An 18,682-nucleotide genomic window follows, 5' to 3' on the forward strand; every position below is an offset into this window, starting at 1 on the left:
CTACCGAGTCGGGTCGGCCGTGTCGCGGGGATAGTTCCCCTGTCGATGGGCTCCGGGCCCGCCCCTCCTGCTGCGGAGGGCGCGGGCCCGGAGGGTTTCCTCTACACCGGCGGCGTTCCCGGCGGGGAGGGTGCCGGTGGTGGCTTGGGCAGGGGCGGGCCCGGGTTGGGTGGGGGCTGAGGGGGGTTGCCTCGGTGCTTGCTGTCCGGCCGGACCCTGCGGGCCGGCAGGCCGTAGATGCCGAACGGGGGGAAGAGGTCGACTCGGCGCGGGTAGTCCGCCTCCGCGCACTCCTCACAGAGCAGGTCACGGCCGGTCTCCGTGTGCCGGGCAGCGGTGACCGGGGCGTTCCAGCAGGCCTCGCAGGTGCGGACGTCCGTCGCGGACAGGGCGATCATCGGAGCCTCCCGGGCCGGGCCGGCAGTAAGGCGTGAGGGGTGGGCGTACGCATGAGGTGCCTCCGTCTCTGAGGGAGTGGGCGAGCTGTGCCGCTCAGCAGGCGGGCCCCTAGGCGCGGGTCTCGCGCCAGGTGCGGACGAGCTTGGCCGCGGTCGGGCAGATCGCGCCCGTGCGGCAGGACCCGCATGTCGTCGTGTGGGCCAGCAGGTCGCGGTAGGCCGCGTCGGGGGAATCGGTCGTGGTCACGGTCGCCTCTCTGCTGATCTCGGCCCAGACGAATTCGGCGGTGCGGGTGAGGGTGTGCCCGAAGTGGTCGGCCGTGGCCAGGGCGGCGAGGACCGCCGTGTGCTCGGCCTCGGTGAGTTCGGTGGGGAGGTCCGCTTCGACGCGGATGCCGGCCTCGGTGTCGGCCACGCGCGGCTCTGCGCCGATGGCGGCGGTGAGCATGCCTGTCAGTGCCGCTGCCCGCGCTTGTGCTGAGCGCACACTTCTCCCCTGTGAAGTCGATGTCACTCCATGTAATGCTGAATACTCAGCTTCAACCTGATGGGTTAGCTTTGTCAATATCGAGCCCTGAACGCCGCACCCTCACGGAGCCGCCGAAATGCCTCGCGATACCCCGTACTTGCAGGTGGCCGACAAGATCCGTACCCGGGTGCTGTCGGGTGAATGGGCCGTCGGTGACAAGCTGCCGTCCCGCGCCCGGTTCGCCGAGGAGTACGGAGTCGGCCACTCCGTCGCCCAACGGGCCATGGAACGCCTGATCATCGAGGGCATCCTCGAAGGCCGCGCCGGTTCCGGTACGTACGTCCGCAAAGCCCGCCAGCGCCTCAGGATGGTCCGCTCACGCCTCCGTCAGGAGCGGAGCGGCTCCCCGTTCCGCGCCGGCCTGAAGGACCAGGGCGGCGATGGCACCTGGGAGTGCAACAGCCGGGCGCGGGTTCCCGCCACGGAGGACATCGCCGCCCGGCTCGCGATCGAGCCCGGCGACCTCTGCGTCATGACCCACTACGAGTTCCTCGCGGACGGTCAGCCGGCGCAACTCGCCACGAGCTGGGAGCCGATGGCCATCACCGGCGGTACGGAGGTCCTGCTCCCGGAGATGGGGCCGCGGGGCAAGATCGGCGTGGTCGCCCGTATGCGCTCCATCAACGTGAACATCTCCACCGCTCTCGAAATGCCACGACCGGCCCGCGCCACGCGCGAGCAGGCCAACTTCCTCAACATCTCCGTGGGTGACCTGGTCACCCAGCTGGAGCGCATCTACTTCGACGCCGAGGGCCGTCCGGTGGAGACCGCCGACATCATCGTCCCGGACATCCGCTGGGAGATCGCGTACGAGATCGACGTCGACGACTCCCGGTTCTGAGCGGTGGGCGGTTCTCGGTGAGAGCCGGGTCCGAGGGGGCGGCTCCTGCGTGACAGCGCGGTAAGCCGCCTCCGGAGCCACGCGAAGGCCGGGAGTCGGCGGGCGATCGCTGCCGCCGCGCTACGAAGCGGATCGAGCGAGCGCCGACCGGTCGTCCGTCGTGGTGGCAGGGCCAGCTCAGCCCAGACCCGCTTGCCCCGTGCGGTGTTCTCGGCCCCGTAGGCGATCGCCAAGTGCTCGACGAGCACCATGCCTCGACCACTTTCGGCGTCGGGGCATGGGGTGCGTCGTTGGGGGAGGGCGGGGGAGTCGTCGTGGACTTCGATCGTCAGCCTGCCCCGTCCGATGTCAGCTCTCACGACCACCTTGAGCATGTCGCCGGCCCCGTGCGAGACAGCGTTGGTCACCAGCTCGGAGACCACGGTGGTCATAGCCATGTCGCTGTCGTCGTCCTGCCGCACATGCCACGTGCTGATCAGCTCGCGCAGCCGCCGACGGCTGATCGCAACCGAGGTGGGAGCGCGTACCAAGAAGAAGCTTTGGCTGTTCACGTGCGTCATGGGTGAACCCTTCGGCGGAAGTCGAGATGACCTGCGGACGAATGAGCGACTTGCCAACGGGAAAGGTTTCTTTCACGCTGCCGTCCCGTCTGCTGGCTTTAGTCAACTCCGTTACCAACAAGAGGTCCTGGGCCATCCAGTGGTGCACATTTCCGCAGGGGCCGCTTTGGGGGGCCAGAATCCGGCAGGGAACTTTCAGAAGTCTGGGGGACGGGCATGATGGCATCGGAAGGCATCGGCGCGCTGCTCAGGGGAATCCGGGAAGCCGCTGGACTGACGCGCGAAGAGCAGGCTGCGCTCTTACAGGCCGCTCAGGGCGGCAAGTGGTTCGACCCGGAGAACCTGAAGCGGTGGGAGACCGAGAAGCGCCTGCCCACGCCGATGTGGCACGCGCTTCTTGCTGAGTGCTACGGAAGGCCGGCGGAGGAGATCGTCCGCGCGATTGTGGTCAGCAGACGCCGGCGAAGGCTTCACCGGCTGATCGGTGAGGAAGCGCGGGAGGAGGGCTCGGCAGTGGACCGACGTAAGTTCCTCGGTGTGGCAGCGGCGGCCACCGGAATGGCTGGGCTGCCCGACATTGCGGAGGCGCGGCACGGTATCAATGCCGGCCTGTCCACATCGGACGGCGGTGATCTCGCGTACCTGGACGGGGCGTTCGAACGTCATCGCGGCGGATATCGAGGGCGTCCGCCGAGCGAGGCGCTGGGGCAGATGAAGGCTGATCTCGACCTGCTCCGGGAGCTGCTCGGTCGGCCTCATCCTGCCGCTGTGCGAAAGGACTTGGCGCGTACGGCCGCAGGCATCACCGGGTTGGTGGCCATCATTCAGCATGATCGAGGCGACCAACGGGACGCGGTCGGCTGGTTCGCCACGGCCGAGCAGGCGGCGCGCGAATCCGGTGACCGGCACATGCTCGCCTGGGTGCTGAGCCGACATGCGATGGTGCCGCTCAACTACGGTGCTCCGCACGCCGCCGCAGCGATGGCCGTCCGCGCGCGGGCCGAAGCCGGCCGGTCCCCGAGCGCGGCCGGTGCCTTGGCCGCAGCCGTCACCGCGCGGTCGCTCGCCTCCGTCGGAGACAGGGAAGGGGCGCTGCGCGCGGTGGCCGATGCCCGTGCTGCTGCTGCGCGCCTCGACTCCGTACAAGGGGCCGATACCTGGTTCGGGTATGCGCCGCAGAAGCACCACGTTCACCTCTCGCAAGCGTTCACCCTCATGGGGCGGACCCGCGAGGCGTACGTCGAGCAGGAGTCCGCTCTCGCGCTGACCAAGTCTCCGTCCGTCATGACCAGGGCGTTGATCGCCGTCGACCGTGCGGTCTGTGTCCGGGCGGACGGCGACCCGGCCACGGCTGCCGACCTCGCCGTCAGCGCCTGGCTCCAGCTCCCTGCCGCGTACCGCGATGGCCTGGTCCGCTCACGGGTCGAGTCGTTGTGCCGGTCCCTTCCCGGGCGTCCGGGGAGCACCTTGCGCGATGCCTTGACGAGCCGCTGAGGCCATAGCCTCAAGAGCTCAAGGCCTCCCCCTCACCCGAACCCCCGCCCCATCTCGTCCAGAATCTCATCGATCACCGCCGCCGGCTCCCGGGCCAGGTCCTCCTCGATCCACATCCGCATCGCGATCCGGAGCGAGGAGAGGAACCCCGCCGCCAGCACGATCGGGCGTACCGGGGCGGAGGTCGGGCCAGGGCGGGTGGCCACCGCTTCGGCCAGGTCGCGTTCCAGGGCCGCGTGGTTGGCCAACTGGCGGGCCAGGAGCGAGGGGTGACGCATCGCCAGGCGGGTGCGTACCGCCCAGTCGCGCTCCGGGGGTGCGACCCGTTCCGCGAACTGGGCCACCGCCGCCCTCAGCGCGGGCCAGGCCGGTTCGTCGGCGGGGCGGCCCTGGACCGTGCGGACCAGGGCCCTGATCTGCTGCTCCTCGCCGTAGAGGAGGGCGTCCTCCTTGTTGGTGAAGTAGTTCGAGAACGTCCGGCGGGAGATCCCGGCCGCGTCCGCCACCGCCTCGACCGTCACGTGGTCGAAGCCGTGCTCCACGGTCAGGCGCAGGGTCGCCTCGTGCACGGCCTGCCGGGTGGCTTCCTTTTTGCGTTCCCGGAGTCCTGGTCCCGCGGTGCTGCTGTCCATGGGGGCATTATCCCCCGGGCGCGGAATTGTTGCTCAGTGGGCAAAATTGCTCAGTGTGCATGTATGGTGAAGCCTTCTCCCCCTCGTACGAACCTCCCGGAGGTTGCGCGTGAGCGCAGCACACACCACCGCCGCCCCGGCCGGGGCCCCCGCTCCCGCACCGATGGACCACCGGCACGTCCTGCGGGCCCTCAGCGGGCTGCTCATCGTGCTCTTCGTCGCCATGATCAGCACCACCGTGGTCTCGGTCGCGCTCCCGCAGATCATCGGGTCCCTCGACGGCACGCAGTCGCAGTACACCTGGGTCGTCACCGCCACCCTGCTGGCCTCCACCGCCTCCACTCCCATCTGGGGCAAGCTCGCCGACCTCTTCAGCAAGAAGCTGCTGCTCCAGATAGCCATCGGGCTTTTCGTCGTTTCGTCGATCGCCTGCGGGTTTGCTCAGTCCACCGAGCAGCTCATCGCCTTCCGCGCCGTCCAAGGACTCGGCATGGGGGCGCTCCAGGTCCTCGTCCAGGTGATCATCGCCGCGATGATCAGCCCCAAGGAGCGCGGCCGGTACAACGGTTACCTCGGCGGTGTCATGGCCGTCGCCACCGTCGGCGGGCCGCTGCTCGGCGGGTTCATCACCGACGCCTCCTGGCTCGGCTGGCGCTGGTGCTTCTTCATCGCCGTGCCCTTCACGCTGCTCGCCTCCGTGATGCTCTCCCGCACCCTGCACCTCGCCGAGGTCCGCCGCCCCGACACCAAGGTCGACTACCTCGGCGCCTCGCTCATCGCCGCCGGGGTCAGCCTCCTGCTCCTCTGGGTCACCTTCGTCGGCGACGACTTCGACTGGGTCTCCTGGCAGAGCGCTGTCATGGTCGGCGGGAGTGTGCTGATTCTCGGTGCGGCCGTTCTTGTCGAGGCCCGGGTCAAGGAGCCCGTCGTTCCCCTCCACGTCGTGCGGCGCCGGGACCCCGCCCTCGCCATCGTCGCCAGCCTCGCGGTCGGCATGGCCATGTTCGGCGGCGCGGTCTTCCTCGGCCAGTACTTCCAGATCGGCCGCGGCTACTCACCGACCGAGGCCGGGCTCCTCACCATCCCGCTCATGGCGGGCGTGCTCGTCTCCTCCACCGTCGCCGGACGCCTCGTCTCCAAGACCGGCAAGGTCAAGCCGTACATCGTCACCGGTGTCGTCGTCCTCGCCCTCGGCTTCCTCGGGCTCTCCTTCATCGATCACGAAACGCCGCTCGTCGCCGTGTCGTTGGGGATGCTGGGAGTCGGCGTGGGGGTCGGCATGTCGATGCAGAACCTGGTGCTCGTCCTCCAGAACACCGTGCCCCTCAGCGAGATCGGCGCGGCCAGCGGGGCCATCACCTTCTTCCGCTCCCTCGGCGGCACCATGGGCGTCTCCGTCCTCGGCGCCGTCCTCGCCCACCAGGTCGCGAACAAGATCGCCCACGGGCTGGCGGAGCTGGGCATCGACCCGGCCGCCTCCGGTTCCGGCGGGTCCACCCTGAACGTCGCCGCCATGCCGCCGCAGGTCCAGGAAGTCGTCCGGGCCGCCTACGGGGACGCCACCGGGCACATCTTCCTCATCTCGGCCTGCATCGCGGTGGTCGGTGTCATCGCCTCGCTGTTCCTGACCCCGACGAAGCTGCGGGACAGCGTGGATCTGTAGACGGCCGGTCAACAGCCCGCGCCCGTGCGGCGCGGGCTGTTGTAGTGTTACCACCCCCTGTGCACCGGCACGGGGACGGACCGAGGAGGTGAGACCCATTACCGCTGGATCAGGCTGGGTGCTCACCTCGCACGATCGCGTCGCACGACTCTCATAGCGGCTGGTACGAACAGCAGCGGCCGGCGATCGCGGAGCGCCCATCGGATTTCCCGAAAGGCTTCGCCCGCATGCCGGTTCACCCCGTGAGTTCTTTTTCCGCCACCGTCGCCACCCTGCGCCGCGCCGGGTGCGTCTTCGCCGAGGACGAGGCGTCCCTCCTCCATGAGGCCGCCGCGTCCCCGGACGAGCTGTCCCTCCTCGTCGAGCACCGCGTCGCCGGGCTGCCGCTCGAACACGTCCTGGGCTGGGCCGAGTTCTGCGGCCGCCGCCTCACCGTGGACAGCGGGGTCTTCGTCCCCCGCCGCCGTACGGAGTTCCTCGTGGCGCAGGCCGCCGCCCTCGCACCCCGCCGGGCCGTCGTCGTCGACCTCTGCTGCGGTTCGGGCGCGCTCGGTGTCGCCCTCGCCACCGCCCTGGACCGGGTCGAACTGCACGCCTGTGACGTCGAACCCGCCGCCGTACGCTGCGCCCGGCGCAACGTCGGCGACCTCGGGCAGGTCTACGAGGGCGACCTCTTCGACCCCCTCCCCGCCGCCCTGCGCGGCTGCGTCGACGTGCTCCTGGCCAACGTTCCGTACGTCCCGACCGCCGATGTCGAGCTGCTCCCCGCCGAGGCCCGCGTCCACGAACCGCGCGTCGCCCTCGACGGGGGCGGCGACGGCCTCGACGTCATGCGCCGGGTCGCCGCCGAGGCCCCCGGCTGGCTGGCCCCCGGCGGCAGCCTGCTGGTCGAGGCGAGCGAGCGGCAGCGGGACGCGGCGGTGGAGGTCCTCGGCCGCGCCGGGCTGACCCCGCGCGTGGTGGTCTGCGAGGAGCTGTACGCCACCGTCGTGATCGGGACCGCCGGGCGGGTCGTGTGAAGCCTTGTCGTCGGGGCGGTCGGGCTGGACACGTCAAGCTTCGTCGCCGGGACCGCCGAGCAGGTCACGCGAAGCGGTAGCACGTCTGGCTGAACGGGTCGCCCTTGCCGAAGCCGAACACCGTACGGGGGTGGACCGCGAACACGTGGGCCTGCGCCGCCTCCCCGTGGGTGAAGCTGCCGTCCTCGACGTCGAAGTGCCAGTCGCTGCCGTACTTCGCCTCCCACTCCCGGGCCAGCGCGGTCAGCCTGTCGTGGTCCGTCACGCGGTCCGCCCGGCCCTCGACCACCACGTCGACGCCGGAATCGAGGTCGTTGGTCCCCGTCGTCAGGACCACCTCGGGGTTGGCCGCCAGATTGCGGGCCTTGCGCTCCGCCGGGCCCGTACAGAAGTGGAGGGCGCCCTCCGACCAGACGCCGATGAGCGGCGTGACATGGGGTCGGCCGTCGGGGCGGACCGTGGAGAGCCAGTACAGCGGGGCCGCGCCCAGCAGGGCGGCCGTCTCCGGCCACGGGCGGGCCGTCGCGCCCTCACTGCTGTAGCGGGCGTCCAGCTCGGTCACCGGGGTGCGGCCCGGTCCGGATCGGTCGGTCGTGGACATGGTTCCTCCGAGGTCGCGTCAGGGGTGTGGCAGCTTCTTTCCCCGTGGGTGGACTCCGCCCCCGCACCGAATTCATCGGCACAGGACTAGGCTCGAAGGGCTGGGCGCGGCGAAGGGGCAGCGCGCCGGCGGTGACGCAGATCGGGTCGGGCGGCAGGAGAGCGTGCAATGACGACGGTGCCGGGACGCAGGAGCAGTACGTTCACCAGGCTGCTGCGGCACGGATTCACCGACCCGTCCGCCGCCGAACGGCTCCTGGACCTGGACGACCTCGCCTCCGTACGGTCCGATCCCGTCCTCCTGGAGGCGCTCGGCGCCACCGCCGACCCCGATCTGGCGCTGCGCGGCCTCGTCCGGCTCGTGGAGGCCGAGGCGGTGGGCGAGAGGCAGGTGCTGCTCGACACCCTCGTCACCGCCAAGCCCCTGCGCGACCGGCTCCTCGGGGTCCTCGGGGCGTCCGAGGCGCTCGGGGACCACCTGGCCCGGCACCCGCGGGACTGGCAGGCGCTCGTCACGTACGAGGCGGCCGATCTGCACCCGGGGGTCGCCGAGTTCGAGCGCGGGCTCGCCGAGGCCGTCGACCCGGACTCGCTCCGCGTCGCCTACCGCCGCTGCCTGCTCACCCTGGCCGCCCGGGACGTCTGCGGGACCACCGACCTCGCGCAGGCCGCCGCCGAACTGGCCGACCTCGCCACCGCCACCCTGCGCGCCGCCCTCGCCATCGCCCGTACGGCGGCGCCCGAGGACGCGGCGCAGTGCCGGCTCGCCGTCGTCGCGATGGGCAAGTGCGGCGGGCACGAGCTGAACTACGTCTCCGACGTCGACGTGATCTTCGTGGGGGAGGCGCGGGACGGGGTCGACGAGAACAAGGCCATGCAGGCCGCCACCCGGCTCGCCGCCCACATGATGCGGATCTGCTCCGAGAACACCGCCGAGGGCACCATCTGGGAGGTCGACGCCAACCTCCGCCCCGAGGGCCGCAACGGGCCCCTGGTGCGCACCCTCACCTCGCACCTCGCCTACTACCAGCGGTGGGCGAAGACCTGGGAGTTCCAGGCGCTGCTGAAGGCGCGCGCGGTCGCGGGCGACCCGGAGCTCGGCCAGGAGTACGTCGACGCCGTCTCGCCGCTCGTCTGGCAGGCCGCCGACCGGGAGAACTTCGTCCCCGACGTGCAGAAGATGCGCCGCCGTGTCGTCGACAACATCCCCGCCGACCGGATCGAGCGCGAGCTGAAGCTCGGTCCCGGCGGGCTGCGGGACGTCGAGTTCGCCGTCCAGCTCCTGCAGTTGGTGCACGGGCGCAGCGATGCCTCGCTCCACAGCGGAACCACGCTGGAGGCCCTGCGGGCGCTCGCCGAGGGCGGGTACGTGGGGCGCGCCGACGCCGCCCAGCTGGACGAGGCGTACCGCTTTCTGCGCTCCATGGAGCACCGCATCCAGCTCTACCGGCTGCGCCGCACCCACCTGGTCCCCGAGGACGAGGCGGACCTGCGGCGGCTCGGGCGGTCGCTCGGGATGCGGACCGACCCGGTCGCCGAGCTCAACAAGGCGTGGCGGCGGCACGCCTCCGTCGTACGGCGGCTGCACGAGAAGATCTTCTACCGGCCGCTGCTGGACGCCGTCGCCCAGCTGGCCCCCGCCGAGTCCCGGCTCAGCGCGAAGGCCGCCGCGATCCGGCTGGAGGCCCTCGGGTACGCCGATCCCGGCGCGGCCCTGCGCCACCTGGAGGCCCTCTCCTCCGGGGTCTCCCGCAAGGCGGCGATCCAGCGCACGCTGCTGCCGGTGCTGCTCGGCTGGTTCGCGGACTCCGCCGACCCGGACGCGGGGCTCCTCGGCTTCCGCAAGGTGTCCGACGCGCTCGGCAAGACCCCGTGGTACCTGCGGCTCCTGCGCGACGAGGGGGCGGCGGCGGAGAACCTCGCCCGGGTCCTCTCCGCGGGCCGCCTCGCCCCGGACCTGCTCATGCGGGCCCCGGAGGCGGTGGCGATCCTCGGCGACCCGGAGGGGCTCACGCCGCGCACCCGGGCCCACCTGGAGCAGGAGGTGCTGGCCGCGGTGGGGCGGGCGGCGGGTGCGGAGCCGGCGGTCGCGGTGGTGCGCGGGGTGCGGCGGCGGGAGCTGTTCCGTACGACGGCCGCCGACATCATCGGCTCGTACGGCACCGAGGACAGCCCGGCCGAGCAGGACCACGGGGCCCTCGTCGACCGGGTCGGCTCCGCCGTCACCGACCTCAACGCCGCCACCATCGCGGGCGCGCTGCGGGCCGCCGTACGCGAGCAGTGGGGCGACACCCTGCCGACCCGGTTCGCCGTCATCGGCATGGGCCGATTCGGCGGGCACGAGCTGAGTTACGGCTCCGACGCCGACGTCCTCTTCGTGCACCGGCCGCGCGAGGGCGTGAGCGACGAGGAGGCGGCCCGGGCGGCGAACGCGGTCGTGGGGGAGATGCGGAGGCTTCTGCAACTGCCCACCGCCGACCCGCCGTTGCTGATCGATGCCGATCTGCGGCCCGAGGGCAAGACCGGGCCGATGGTGCGGACGCTGAGGTCGTACGAGGCGTACTACCGGCGCTGGTCGCTGGTCTGGGAGAGCCAGGCGCTGCTCCGGGCCGAACACATGGCGGGCGACGAGGAGTTGGGGCGGGACTTCATCGAGCTGGTGGACCCGTTGCGGTATCCGGCGGAAGGGCTCGGTGAGGACGCCGTACGCGAGATCCGCCGGCTCAAGGCACGGATGGAGTCCGAGCGGATGCCGCGCGGCGCGGACCCCACGCTCCACGCGAAGCTGGGGCGGGGCGGGCTGAGCGACGTCGAGTGGACCGTGCAGCTGATGCAGATGCAGCACGGGAGGACGGAGCCGGGGCTGCGGACGACGCGTACGCGTGAGGCGCTGGCGGCGGCGTGTGCGGCGGGGCTGATTCCGGGTGAGGACGCGGAGATGCTGGACGAGGCGTGGGTGCTGGCCACGCGGGTGCGGAACGCGGTGATGCTGGTGCGGGGGCGGCCGGGGGACACGTTCCCGTCGGACCCCCGGGAGATGACCGCGGTGGGGCGGTACCTGGGGTACGGGCCGGGGCATGTCGGGGACATGTTGGACGACTACCGGCGGATCACTCGGAGGGCTCGGGCGGTGGTGGAGGAGCGGTTCTACGGGGCGGCGACCTAGGCGCGTCTCACGGGGCTCCGCCCCGGGCCCCGCTCCTCAAGCGCCGGAGGGGCTGGGTGTGGGCCTCCGCCGATGCCCGTGCCAGGTGCGCGGGCGAAAGATGTCCTCAATCGCCGGACGGGCTGGATCTGGCGGACGGCCTGGACGGTGGTGCGGGCGGGCCGGAGTGTGGTGCGGGCGGGCCCAAGCGGACGCGGCAGTGGTTCACGAACGCGGTCAGTGCCAGTTCGAACGCCGCGTCCGCCCTCCCCGTGCCGGTCGCCGCCAGCGCCTGGGCCAGTTTCTCCGTCCCCGGGGAGTCCGGTGGGAGCTCCCACATCGTCTCCGGGGCCGCCAGGTCCAGTGCCGAGCCCAGCACCAGGTTCTCCAGCGCCGTGATCACCGTCATCACCTCCGCCATCGGGAAGCCGGTGTCCAGGAGCAGGCGCACCGCCTGCTCGTACTGCCGCAGCACCTTCGGAGCCCGTACCGGTGACGTCATGAGCAGCGGGATCGCGTGCGGGTGGGCGGCGAAGGCGGCGCGGTAGGAGCGGGCCCATGCGGTCAGGGCCGTGTCCCAGGGGCGCAGGCCCAGTGTGTCCGTGTCGATCGAAGCGCTGACACGTTCGCGTACCAGCTCCACGACCCCCGCCCGGCCGTCCACATGGTGGTACACCGAACCCGTCTGCACCCCCAGCCTGCGGGCCACCTGCGGGACGCTGAACTCGCCCTGCTCGTCGATGAGTTCGAGCGCCGTGGCGCCGATGCGCTCCCGGTCGAGCAGCGGCGTGCGCGGCCGTCCCATGTGTGCGTCTCCTGATCTGCGTCGGCGAAAGGTCTTCCCCGATGACCTGTGGTGAGGCTACATTCCCCGAAACCGAAAGCCTTTAGGTTTAGCGGTGCCGTCCGGGTCGCCCCGGCTCCGCCGCCCGCCCGCCTGCCGCAGAAGGGCTCCTCCTCGACATGTCTGCGCCCACCCTCAGGAAAGGCACACTCGGCACCGCCGACATCGCCTTCTTCGTCATCTCCGCCGCCGCCCCGCTGACCGTCATGGCAGGCGTCGCCCCCATCGCCCTCCTGCTCGGCGGCATCGGCGCCCCGGTCGGGTACCTGGTCGCCGGGATCACGCTCGCGATCTTCGCCGTCGGGTTCACCACGATGAGCCGCCACGTCCGCAGCGCCGGGGCCTTCTACGCGTACATCACGCGCGGGCTCGGCAAGCCCGTCGGCATCGCCGCCGCGCTCATCGCCATGCTCGGCTACAACGGCATGGAGATCGGCGTCTACGGGCTCCTCGGCTCCGCGACCGCCGACACCGCCCACGCCCTGTGGGGCGTCGACGTGCCCTGGCTGCCCGTCTCGCTTCTCGGGCTGCTGCTCATCTGGTACGGCGGATTCCGCTCCATCGACTTCGGCGCCAAGCTCCTGGGCGTCCTGCTCCTCGCCGAGACGGGGATCCTGGTGCTCCTCGCGGGCGGTGTGCTGCTGGACGGGGGCGGGGACGGCGGGATCTCGTTCGCCTCCTTCTCGCCCGGCAACGTCTTCGTCCCGGGGATGGCCGCCGTCCTCGCCTGCGCCTTCGCCGCCTTCACCGGGTTCGAGTCCACCGTGATCTACCGGCGCGAGGCCCGGAACCCGGAGCGGACCGTCCCCCGCGCCACCTACATCGCCGTCGCCTTCCTCGGCCTCTTCTACGCCTTCGTCGTCTGGTCCGTCATCCAGGCGTTCGGAGACGACAAGGTCGTTCAGGCCGCCGCCGACGATCCCGGCGGGCTCTTCTTCTCCGCCATCACCACCTACGTCGGGCCCTGGGCCGCCGACCTGATGCACATCCTCATCGTCACGAGCGTGCTCGCCTCGCTGCTCGCCTTCCACAACGCCATCAACCGGTACGGCCTCGCCCTCGCCGAGGAGGGCGTCCTGCCCCCGGTCCTCGGCCGCGTCCACCCGCGCCACCGCTCCCCGTACGTCGCCGGGGCCGCGCAGACCGTGCTCGGGGCGGTCGTCGTCATCGGGTTCGCCGCCGCCGGGGCCGACCCCTACGCGCAGCTCCTGCTCTGGGTCAACACCCCGGGCATGATCGGGCTCATGGTCCTCCAGCTGCTCGCCGCACTGGCCGTGTTCCTCTTCTTCCGGCGCGTCCCGCACCAGGAGGGCGCCCTGCGGACCGTCGTCGCCCCGCTGGTCGCGGCCGTGCTGCTGACCGGGGCCATCGGGCTCGTCTCGTACAACGTGGACCTGTTCACCGGCGCCTCGACCGGCGTGAACGTCCTCCTCGTCTCGCTCGTGCCCGGCGTCTTCCTGCTCGGGCTCCTCCTCGCCCGCCGCCTCCGGCGCCACCGGCCCGAGGTGTACGCCGACTTCGCCGCCGAGCCGCCGGAGGACTCCCCGGGTCCGTCCTCGAAACCCGTCTCCACCTCCGTAACCCTCTGACGACCACCCAAGGAGCCACCACCGTGCCCGCAGCCGACCTCCTGATCACCGGAGCCCGTGTCCGTACCCTCGATCCGGACCGGCCCGAAGCCACCGCCGTCGCCGTCGGAGGCGGGACGATCATCGGTGTCGGGGACGCCGACGACCTGCGTGAGCTGCGCGGACCCGGGACCGAGCAGCTCGACCTCGGCGGGTCCGCCACCCTCACCCCCGGCCTGACCGACGCCCACAGCCACCCCGTCTGGGGGCTGGAGATGGCCACCGGCACCGACCTCACCGCCGTCCGCGACCTCGAACAGCTCCGCGCCGCCCTCGCCGCCGCGTCCCGCGCCGAGGGGTGGGTGATCGGGTGGGGACTGGACCACAACGCCTTCGGGGACCTGCCCGTCAGCCACACGCACATCGAGGAGGCCCTCGGCGGGGCGCCCGCCTTCCTCCGGCTCTACGACGGGCACTCCGCCCTCGCCTCGGCCACCGCCCTGGAGCGGGCCGGGATCACCGGGCCCCGCACCTTCGCCCAGCGGTCCGAAGTCGTCTGCGACCGGGACGGGCGGCCCACCGGGCACCTGGTCGAGCATGCCGCGATGGACCTCCTCACTCCGCTGCTGCCCCGGCCCTCGCTCGCCGAGCGGCGGGCCGGGCTGGTGGAGCTGCTCTCCGCGATGGCGGCCACCGGGCTGACCGGGGCGCATGTGATGGACCTGGGGGACGGTTCCGTACCCGGGTTCCTCGCCGCCGTGGAGGAGGACACCGACCTTCCCGTACGGCTCCGGCTCGCACCCTGGTGCATGCCGGGCGCGGACAAGGAGGCGCTGGAGGAGCTGGTACGGCTCCAGAGCGAGGCCGGGCGGCTCTGGCGGGTCGGCGGGGTCAAGTTCTTCATGGACGGGACCGTCGAGGGCGGCACCGCCTGGCTGGAGGAGGCCGACTGCCACGGCCAGGGCACCGAGGCGTTCTGGCCGGACCCGGCCGCGTACACCGAAGCCGTCACCCACCTGCACCGCGCCGGCGTCCGCACCGCCACCCACGCCATCGGGGACGCGGCCGTGCGGCACGTCCTGGACACCGTGGAGGGGCTCGGCGGGAGCGGCCGGCTCCGCCACCGCGTCGAGCACATCGAGTCGGTCCCGCACGAGGTGGCCGAGCGGTTCGTCCGGCTCGGGGTGATCGCCTCCATGCAGCCCACCCACACCGCGTACACCCGCGCCGACCACACCGACGCCTGGTCCCGGCGGCTCGGCGACGAGCGCGCGGCCCGCGCCTGGCGCTGCCGCGACCTGCGCGACGCGGGGGCCTACCTGGCGCTCGGCTCGGACTGGCCGATCGCCCACTACGACGTACGCCAGGTGCTGGCCACCGCACGGCTGCGGCGGCTGCCCGGGGCGTACGACACCGAGCCCGTCGCCCCGGAACAGGCGCTGACCGGGCTGATGGCCCTGGAGGGCTGCACCTCGCACGCGGCCGTCGCGGCGGGGGAGCAGGGAGTGGCGGGGCGGATCGCGCCGGGTTTCCGGGCCGATCTGACCGCCTTCGGGGTGGACCCGGTTCAGGCCCCGGCGGACGAACTGGGGGAGGCGCCGGTCCGCCTCACGGTCACCGGGGGACGGGTCGTGCACCGCGGCTGAGAGACGCGGAAGCGGGCGGACATCGCGTCCGCCCGCTTCCCCACGACCTGTGACCTATGACCTGCGTGCGCCGGCCGCCTCCGGCTCCGCAGCGGGCTCCGCAGCCGGCCGTGGCAACCGTGCCGCCGCCCGCACACCCTTCAGCCGGCCGCCCCGTTTCGAGGGGACCCACTTCGGCAGGTGGTGCGGCAGCGAGCCGTACCAGACGCGGGAGACCGCGTAGCCGAACGCGAGGCAGGCCATGCCGCCCACCGCGTCCAGCCAGAAGTGGTTGGCGGTGGCCACGATGACGACCAGGGTGAGCGTCGGGTAGAGCAGGCCCAGGATCCGGGCCCAGGGCGCCGAGGCCAGGGCGAAGATCGTCAGACCGCACCACAGCGACCAGCCGATGTGCATCGACGGCATCGCCGCGTACTGGTTCGACATGTTCTTGAAGTTGCCCGAGGCCATCGAGCCCCAGGTCTCGTGCACGAGCACGGTGTCGATGAAGTTCGCGCCGTTCATCAGACGGGGTGGCGCCAGCGGATAGAGGTAGTAGCCGAGCAGCGCCACGGCCGTCGTCGCGAAGAGGACGAGCCGGGTCGCCGCGTAGCGGCCGGGGTGGCGGCGGAAGAGCCAGACGAGGACGCCGATGGTCACGACGAAATGCAGCGTCGCGTAGTAGTAGTTCATCGACACGACCAGCCATGTCACGGAATTGACCGCGTGATTGACCGTTTCCTCGAAGGCGAGGCCGAGGGATTTCTCCGCCGACCAGATCCAGTCCGCGTTGCTCAGGGCCTGGGCCTTCTGCTCCGGTACGGCGTTGCGCACGAGCGAGTACAGCCAGTAACTGACCCCGATGAGCAGGATCTCGAACCAGAGCCGGGGGCGACCGGGCGATCGCAAGGAACGGAAGCGGTCAGACCAGCGGGTCTTCCCGTCTTCCTGCGCTGTCACATCCGTTTCACCCATAGGCAGAGAGTCTTCCATAGAGATTCCCCTGCCCCCGATCATCCTCCGGTCGGGTTCCGGTCGCACATCCTGCACCTCAAGGACGAGGGTGGGACCCTGATCCGCCTACGGGTCCCGCCCCGGATCCCGTTCCGGGGCCGGAGGCCGTCGTCCCGCGAACCACCAGCTCAGGCATGAAGACGAACTCGCTGTGCGGAGCCGGGGTTCCGCCGATCTCCTCCAGCAGCGTGCGCACCGCGGCCTGGCCCATCGCCGTCACCGGCTGCCGGATGGTGGTCAGCGGGGGATCGGTGAACGCTATGAGGGGCGAGTCGTCGTAGCCGACCACGGAGAGGTCCCGGGGGACCTCCCTGGAGAGCCTGCGGGCCGCCCGGATCGCCCCGAGCGCCATCATGTCGCTCGCGCACACGACCGCCGTGCAGCCGCGCTCCATCAGGGCGGAGGCGGCGGCCTGGCCGCCCTCCAGCGTGTACAGGGAGTGCTGGATCAACTCCTCGACCTCGTCCGGGCCCAGGCCCAGCTGCTCCTGCATCGTGGCGTGGAAGCCCTCGATCTTGCGGAGCACCGGCACGAAGCGCTTGGGGCCGACCGCCAGGCCGATACGGGTGTGGCCGAGCGCCACCAGATGCGTCACCGCCAGCCGCATCGCCGCCCGGTCGTCGGGGGAGATGAAGGGGGCCTGCACCTTGGCGGAGAAGCCGTTCACCAGGACGAAGGGGACGCCCTGGCCGCGCAGTTGCTCGTAGCGCTGCATGTCGGCCGAGGTGTCGGCGTGCAGCCCGGAGACGAAGATGATGCCCGAGACGCCCCGGTCCACCAGCATCTCGGTGAGTTCGTCCTCGGTGGAGCCGCCGGGGGTCTGGGTGGCCAGGACCGGGGTGTACCCCTGCCGGGTCAGCGCCTGGCCGATGACCTGGGCCAGTGCCGGGAAGATCGGGTTCTCCAGCTCGGGGGTGATCAGTCCGACCAGGCCCGCGCTGCGCCGGCGCAGCCGTACGGGGCGTTCGTAGCCCAGGACGTCGAGCGCCGCGAGGACGGACTCGCGGGTGGTCGCCGCGACCCCGGGCTTGCCGTTCAGAACTCGGCTGACCGTCGCTTCGCTGACCCCCGCCTGAGTTGCGATATCGGCAAGCCGTGCGGTCATGTCAGTGGACTGTACCGGGCCGGTGTCGGATTGCCCACTGTGCGGCGCCCGGGCGCCCGTGCCCCCGTACCGGCAGGGGTTGAGCCCCGCGCCCCGGCAAGGTCTTGCAAGCTCTTGCGGCCTTCCCTTGCGGGGTGCGGTCGGATCGTCGCACTGCGGATATGCCGTGTGTGGCCTGCCCCTGCCAGGGTTCCACCGCTCTCGTCAAGGGGCTTGACGGCAACCTTGAGGACACGCGAATGTAACGATCAACAGGGCTTGCAGAAATCTTCCGCAAGGTCTTTCGGTGGTCTTTCATCCTTGTTACGTTCACGTCGACCCGGCGCCGCGACGGAGCGGTACGGCAGTTGAAGGAGTTCAGATGCGACGTGGCATAACGGCCACCGCCCTGGTAGCGGCCCTGGCGCTCGCGGCGACCGCCTGCGGCAGCGACGACAAGTCCGGCGGCGGTTCGAGCTCGGGCGAGCTCTCCGGCACCGTGACCTGGTGGGACACCTCGAACGTCGGCAGCGAGGACAAGGTCTTCAAGAAGCTGGCCGAAGGCTTCGAGAAGAAGCACCCGAAGGTCGACGTCAAGTACGTCAGCGTCCCCTTCGGTGACGCGCAGAACAAGTTCAAGAACGCGGCCCAGGCCGGCAGCTCCGCCCCCGACGTGATCCGCTCCGAGGTCGCCTGGACGCCGGACTTCGCCTCGCTCGGCTACCTGGCCCCGCTGGACGGCACCGCCGCCCTGAAGAACCAGGACGACTTCCTGCCGCAGGCCGTCGCGTCCACCAAGTTCGAGGACAAGACCTACGCCGTCCCGCAGGTCATCGACTCCATGGGCATCTTCTACAACAAGAAGCTGCTGGAGAAGGCGGGCGTCGAGGCCCCCACCAACCTGGTCGAGCTGAAGACCGCCGCCAAGCAGATCAAGGACAAGACCGGCAAGACCGGCCTCTACCTGCGCGGCGACGACCCGTACTACTTCCTCTCCTTCCTGTACGGCGAGGGCGGCGACCTGGTCGACGCCGAGTCCAAGACCGTCACCGTGGACAAGCCCGAGGGCGTCAAGGCGTTCAAGGCGGTCAAGGCCCTGGTCGACGACGGCACCGCGAAGACGGATGCCTCGGACGGCTGGGAGAACATGATGCAGTCGTTCAAGAACGGCGACGTCGCGATGATGATCAACGGCCCCTGGGCCGTCGCCGACACGCTGACCGGCAAGGAGTTCACGGACAAGGACAACCTGGGCATCGCCACGGTCCCGGCCGGCTCCACCGCCCACGGTGCCCCGCAGGGCGGTCACAACCTCGCCGTCTACGCCGGTTCGAAGAACCTGGAAGCCTCCTACGCCTTCGTCGAGTACATGACGTCCGTGGAGTCCCAGGCCACCACCGCCGGTGAGCTGAACCTGCTGCCGACGCGCACCTCCGCGTACGCCAAGAAGGAAGCCGTCAACAGCGAGATCGTCGGCTTCTTCAAGCCGGTCGTCGAGACCGCCGTCGAGCGCCCCTGGATCCCCGAGGGCGGCAGCCTCTTCGCCCCGCTCGGCGTCGAGTACACCAAGGTCCTCACCGGCCAGACCACACCGGAGAAGGCCGCCAAGTCGACCGGCGACTCCTACCGCAAGCTCCTCGAGGGCTGGAAGTAACAGGAAGGTTGG

General features: G+C 71.2%; 16 protein-coding genes. 8 read left to right on the plus strand and 8 right to left on the minus strand.

Annotated features, from left to right (window positions below):
* Positions 1–101 precede the first annotated feature (101 nt).
* Both IE264_RS04030 and IE264_RS04035 read right to left on the minus strand, forming a co-directional pair.
* On the minus strand, positions 102–398 hold the full coding sequence (locus IE264_RS04030; protein ID WP_032752977.1) for a hypothetical protein: 297 nt from the start codon (positions 396–398) through the stop codon (positions 102–104).
* A gap of 109 nt (positions 399–507) precedes the next feature.
* On the minus strand, positions 508–846 hold the full coding sequence (locus tag IE264_RS04035; protein WP_032752975.1) for a hypothetical protein: 339 nt from the start codon (positions 844–846) through the stop codon (positions 508–510).
* 157 nt (positions 847–1,003) lie between these two features.
* Between IE264_RS04035 and IE264_RS04040 the strand changes: the two genes are divergently transcribed.
* The gene (locus IE264_RS04040; RefSeq protein WP_015608146.1) at positions 1,004–1,768 is read left to right on the plus strand and encodes a GntR family transcriptional regulator; all 765 of its coding nucleotides are present in this window, start codon (positions 1,004–1,006) and stop codon (positions 1,766–1,768) included.
* Here IE264_RS04040 and IE264_RS04045 read toward each other — a convergent pair.
* Entirely contained in the window at positions 1,663–2,328 is a 666-nt protein-coding gene (locus tag IE264_RS04045) for an ATP-binding protein (protein ID WP_078657303.1), read from the minus strand. The two genes, IE264_RS04040 and IE264_RS04045, sit on opposite strands and share 106 nt — an antisense overlap.
* 216 nt (positions 2,329–2,544) lie before the next feature.
* Here IE264_RS04045 and IE264_RS04050 point away from each other — a divergent pair, with 216 nt between their 5' ends.
* Positions 2,545–3,822 carry an NsdA family TPR-like regulatory protein gene (locus IE264_RS04050; RefSeq protein ID WP_229887376.1) on the plus strand — a complete coding sequence of 426 codons (1,278 nt, stop codon included), beginning with the start codon at positions 2,545–2,547 and terminating at the stop codon, positions 3,820–3,822.
* Positions 3,823–3,854: 32 nt separating this feature from the next.
* Here IE264_RS04050 and IE264_RS04055 read toward each other — a convergent pair whose 3' ends face one another.
* Complete coding sequence (locus IE264_RS04055; protein WP_032752972.1) at positions 3,855–4,454, minus strand: acyl-CoA-like ligand-binding transcription factor; 600 nt, start codon at positions 4,452–4,454, stop codon at positions 3,855–3,857.
* A 163-nt stretch (positions 4,455–4,617) separates the two neighbouring features.
* On the opposite strand from IE264_RS04055, the gene IE264_RS04060 reads away from it, so the two are divergent.
* Together IE264_RS04060 and IE264_RS04065 are read left to right on the plus strand one after the other, a co-directional pair.
* Positions 4,618–6,117 carry an MFS transporter gene (locus IE264_RS04060; protein ID WP_043974289.1) on the plus strand — a complete coding sequence of 500 codons (1,500 nt, stop codon included), beginning with the start codon at positions 4,618–4,620 and terminating at the stop codon, positions 6,115–6,117.
* 227 nt (positions 6,118–6,344) lie between these two features.
* The gene (locus IE264_RS04065) at positions 6,345–7,136 is read left to right on the plus strand and encodes a putative protein N(5)-glutamine methyltransferase (RefSeq protein ID WP_032752970.1); all 792 of its coding nucleotides are present in this window, start codon (positions 6,345–6,347) and stop codon (positions 7,134–7,136) included.
* A 64-nt stretch (positions 7,137–7,200) separates the two neighbouring features.
* Here IE264_RS04065 and IE264_RS04070 read toward each other — a convergent pair whose 3' ends face one another.
* Positions 7,201–7,737 carry a pyridoxamine 5'-phosphate oxidase family protein gene (locus IE264_RS04070; protein WP_032752968.1) on the minus strand — a complete coding sequence of 179 codons (537 nt, stop codon included), beginning with the start codon at positions 7,735–7,737 and terminating at the stop codon, positions 7,201–7,203.
* A 168-nt stretch (positions 7,738–7,905) separates the two neighbouring features.
* Between IE264_RS04070 and IE264_RS04075 the strand changes: the two genes are divergently transcribed.
* Positions 7,906–10,902: a bifunctional [glutamine synthetase] adenylyltransferase/[glutamine synthetase]-adenylyl-L-tyrosine phosphorylase gene (locus IE264_RS04075; protein WP_032752966.1), complete on the plus strand. Its 2,997-nt coding sequence runs from the start codon at positions 7,906–7,908 to the stop codon at positions 10,900–10,902.
* Between the two features lie 106 nt (positions 10,903–11,008).
* On the opposite strand, the gene IE264_RS04080 is transcribed toward IE264_RS04075, so the two are convergent.
* Positions 11,009–11,686, minus strand: coding sequence for a TetR/AcrR family transcriptional regulator (locus tag IE264_RS04080; RefSeq protein ID WP_032752964.1), 678 nt, complete (start codon positions 11,684–11,686; stop codon positions 11,009–11,011).
* 158 nt (positions 11,687–11,844) lie between these two features.
* Here IE264_RS04080 and IE264_RS04085 point away from each other — a divergent pair, with 158 nt between their 5' ends.
* Entirely contained in the window at positions 11,845–13,314 is a 1,470-nt protein-coding gene (locus tag IE264_RS04085; RefSeq protein WP_190167573.1) for an APC family permease, read from the plus strand.
* 23 nt (positions 13,315–13,337) lie between these two features.
* Positions 13,338–14,939 carry an amidohydrolase gene (locus IE264_RS04090; protein WP_032752960.1) on the plus strand — a complete coding sequence of 534 codons (1,602 nt, stop codon included), beginning with the start codon at positions 13,338–13,340 and terminating at the stop codon, positions 14,937–14,939.
* A gap of 54 nt (positions 14,940–14,993) precedes the next feature.
* On the opposite strand, the gene IE264_RS04095 is transcribed toward IE264_RS04090, so the two are convergent.
* Both IE264_RS04095 and IE264_RS04100 read right to left on the minus strand, forming a co-directional pair.
* Positions 14,994–15,893: a phosphatase PAP2 family protein gene (locus IE264_RS04095; RefSeq protein WP_099127865.1), complete on the minus strand. Its 900-nt coding sequence runs from the start codon at positions 15,891–15,893 to the stop codon at positions 14,994–14,996.
* 76 nt (positions 15,894–15,969) lie between these two features.
* Positions 15,970–17,037: a LacI family DNA-binding transcriptional regulator gene (locus IE264_RS04100; RefSeq protein ID WP_015608135.1), complete on the minus strand. Its 1,068-nt coding sequence runs from the start codon at positions 17,035–17,037 to the stop codon at positions 15,970–15,972.
* A gap of 361 nt (positions 17,038–17,398) precedes the next feature.
* On the opposite strand from IE264_RS04100, the gene IE264_RS04105 reads away from it, so the two are divergent.
* Positions 17,399–18,670, plus strand: a complete 1,272-nt coding sequence (locus IE264_RS04105; RefSeq protein ID WP_015608134.1) for an extracellular solute-binding protein — start codon at positions 17,399–17,401, stop codon at positions 18,668–18,670.
* Positions 18,671–18,682 lie beyond the last annotated feature (12 nt).

Origin of the sequence: Streptomyces microflavus (assembly GCF_014650075.1) — a bacterium.
GTDB lineage: Bacteria > Actinomycetota > Actinomycetes > Streptomycetales > Streptomycetaceae > Streptomyces > Streptomyces microflavus.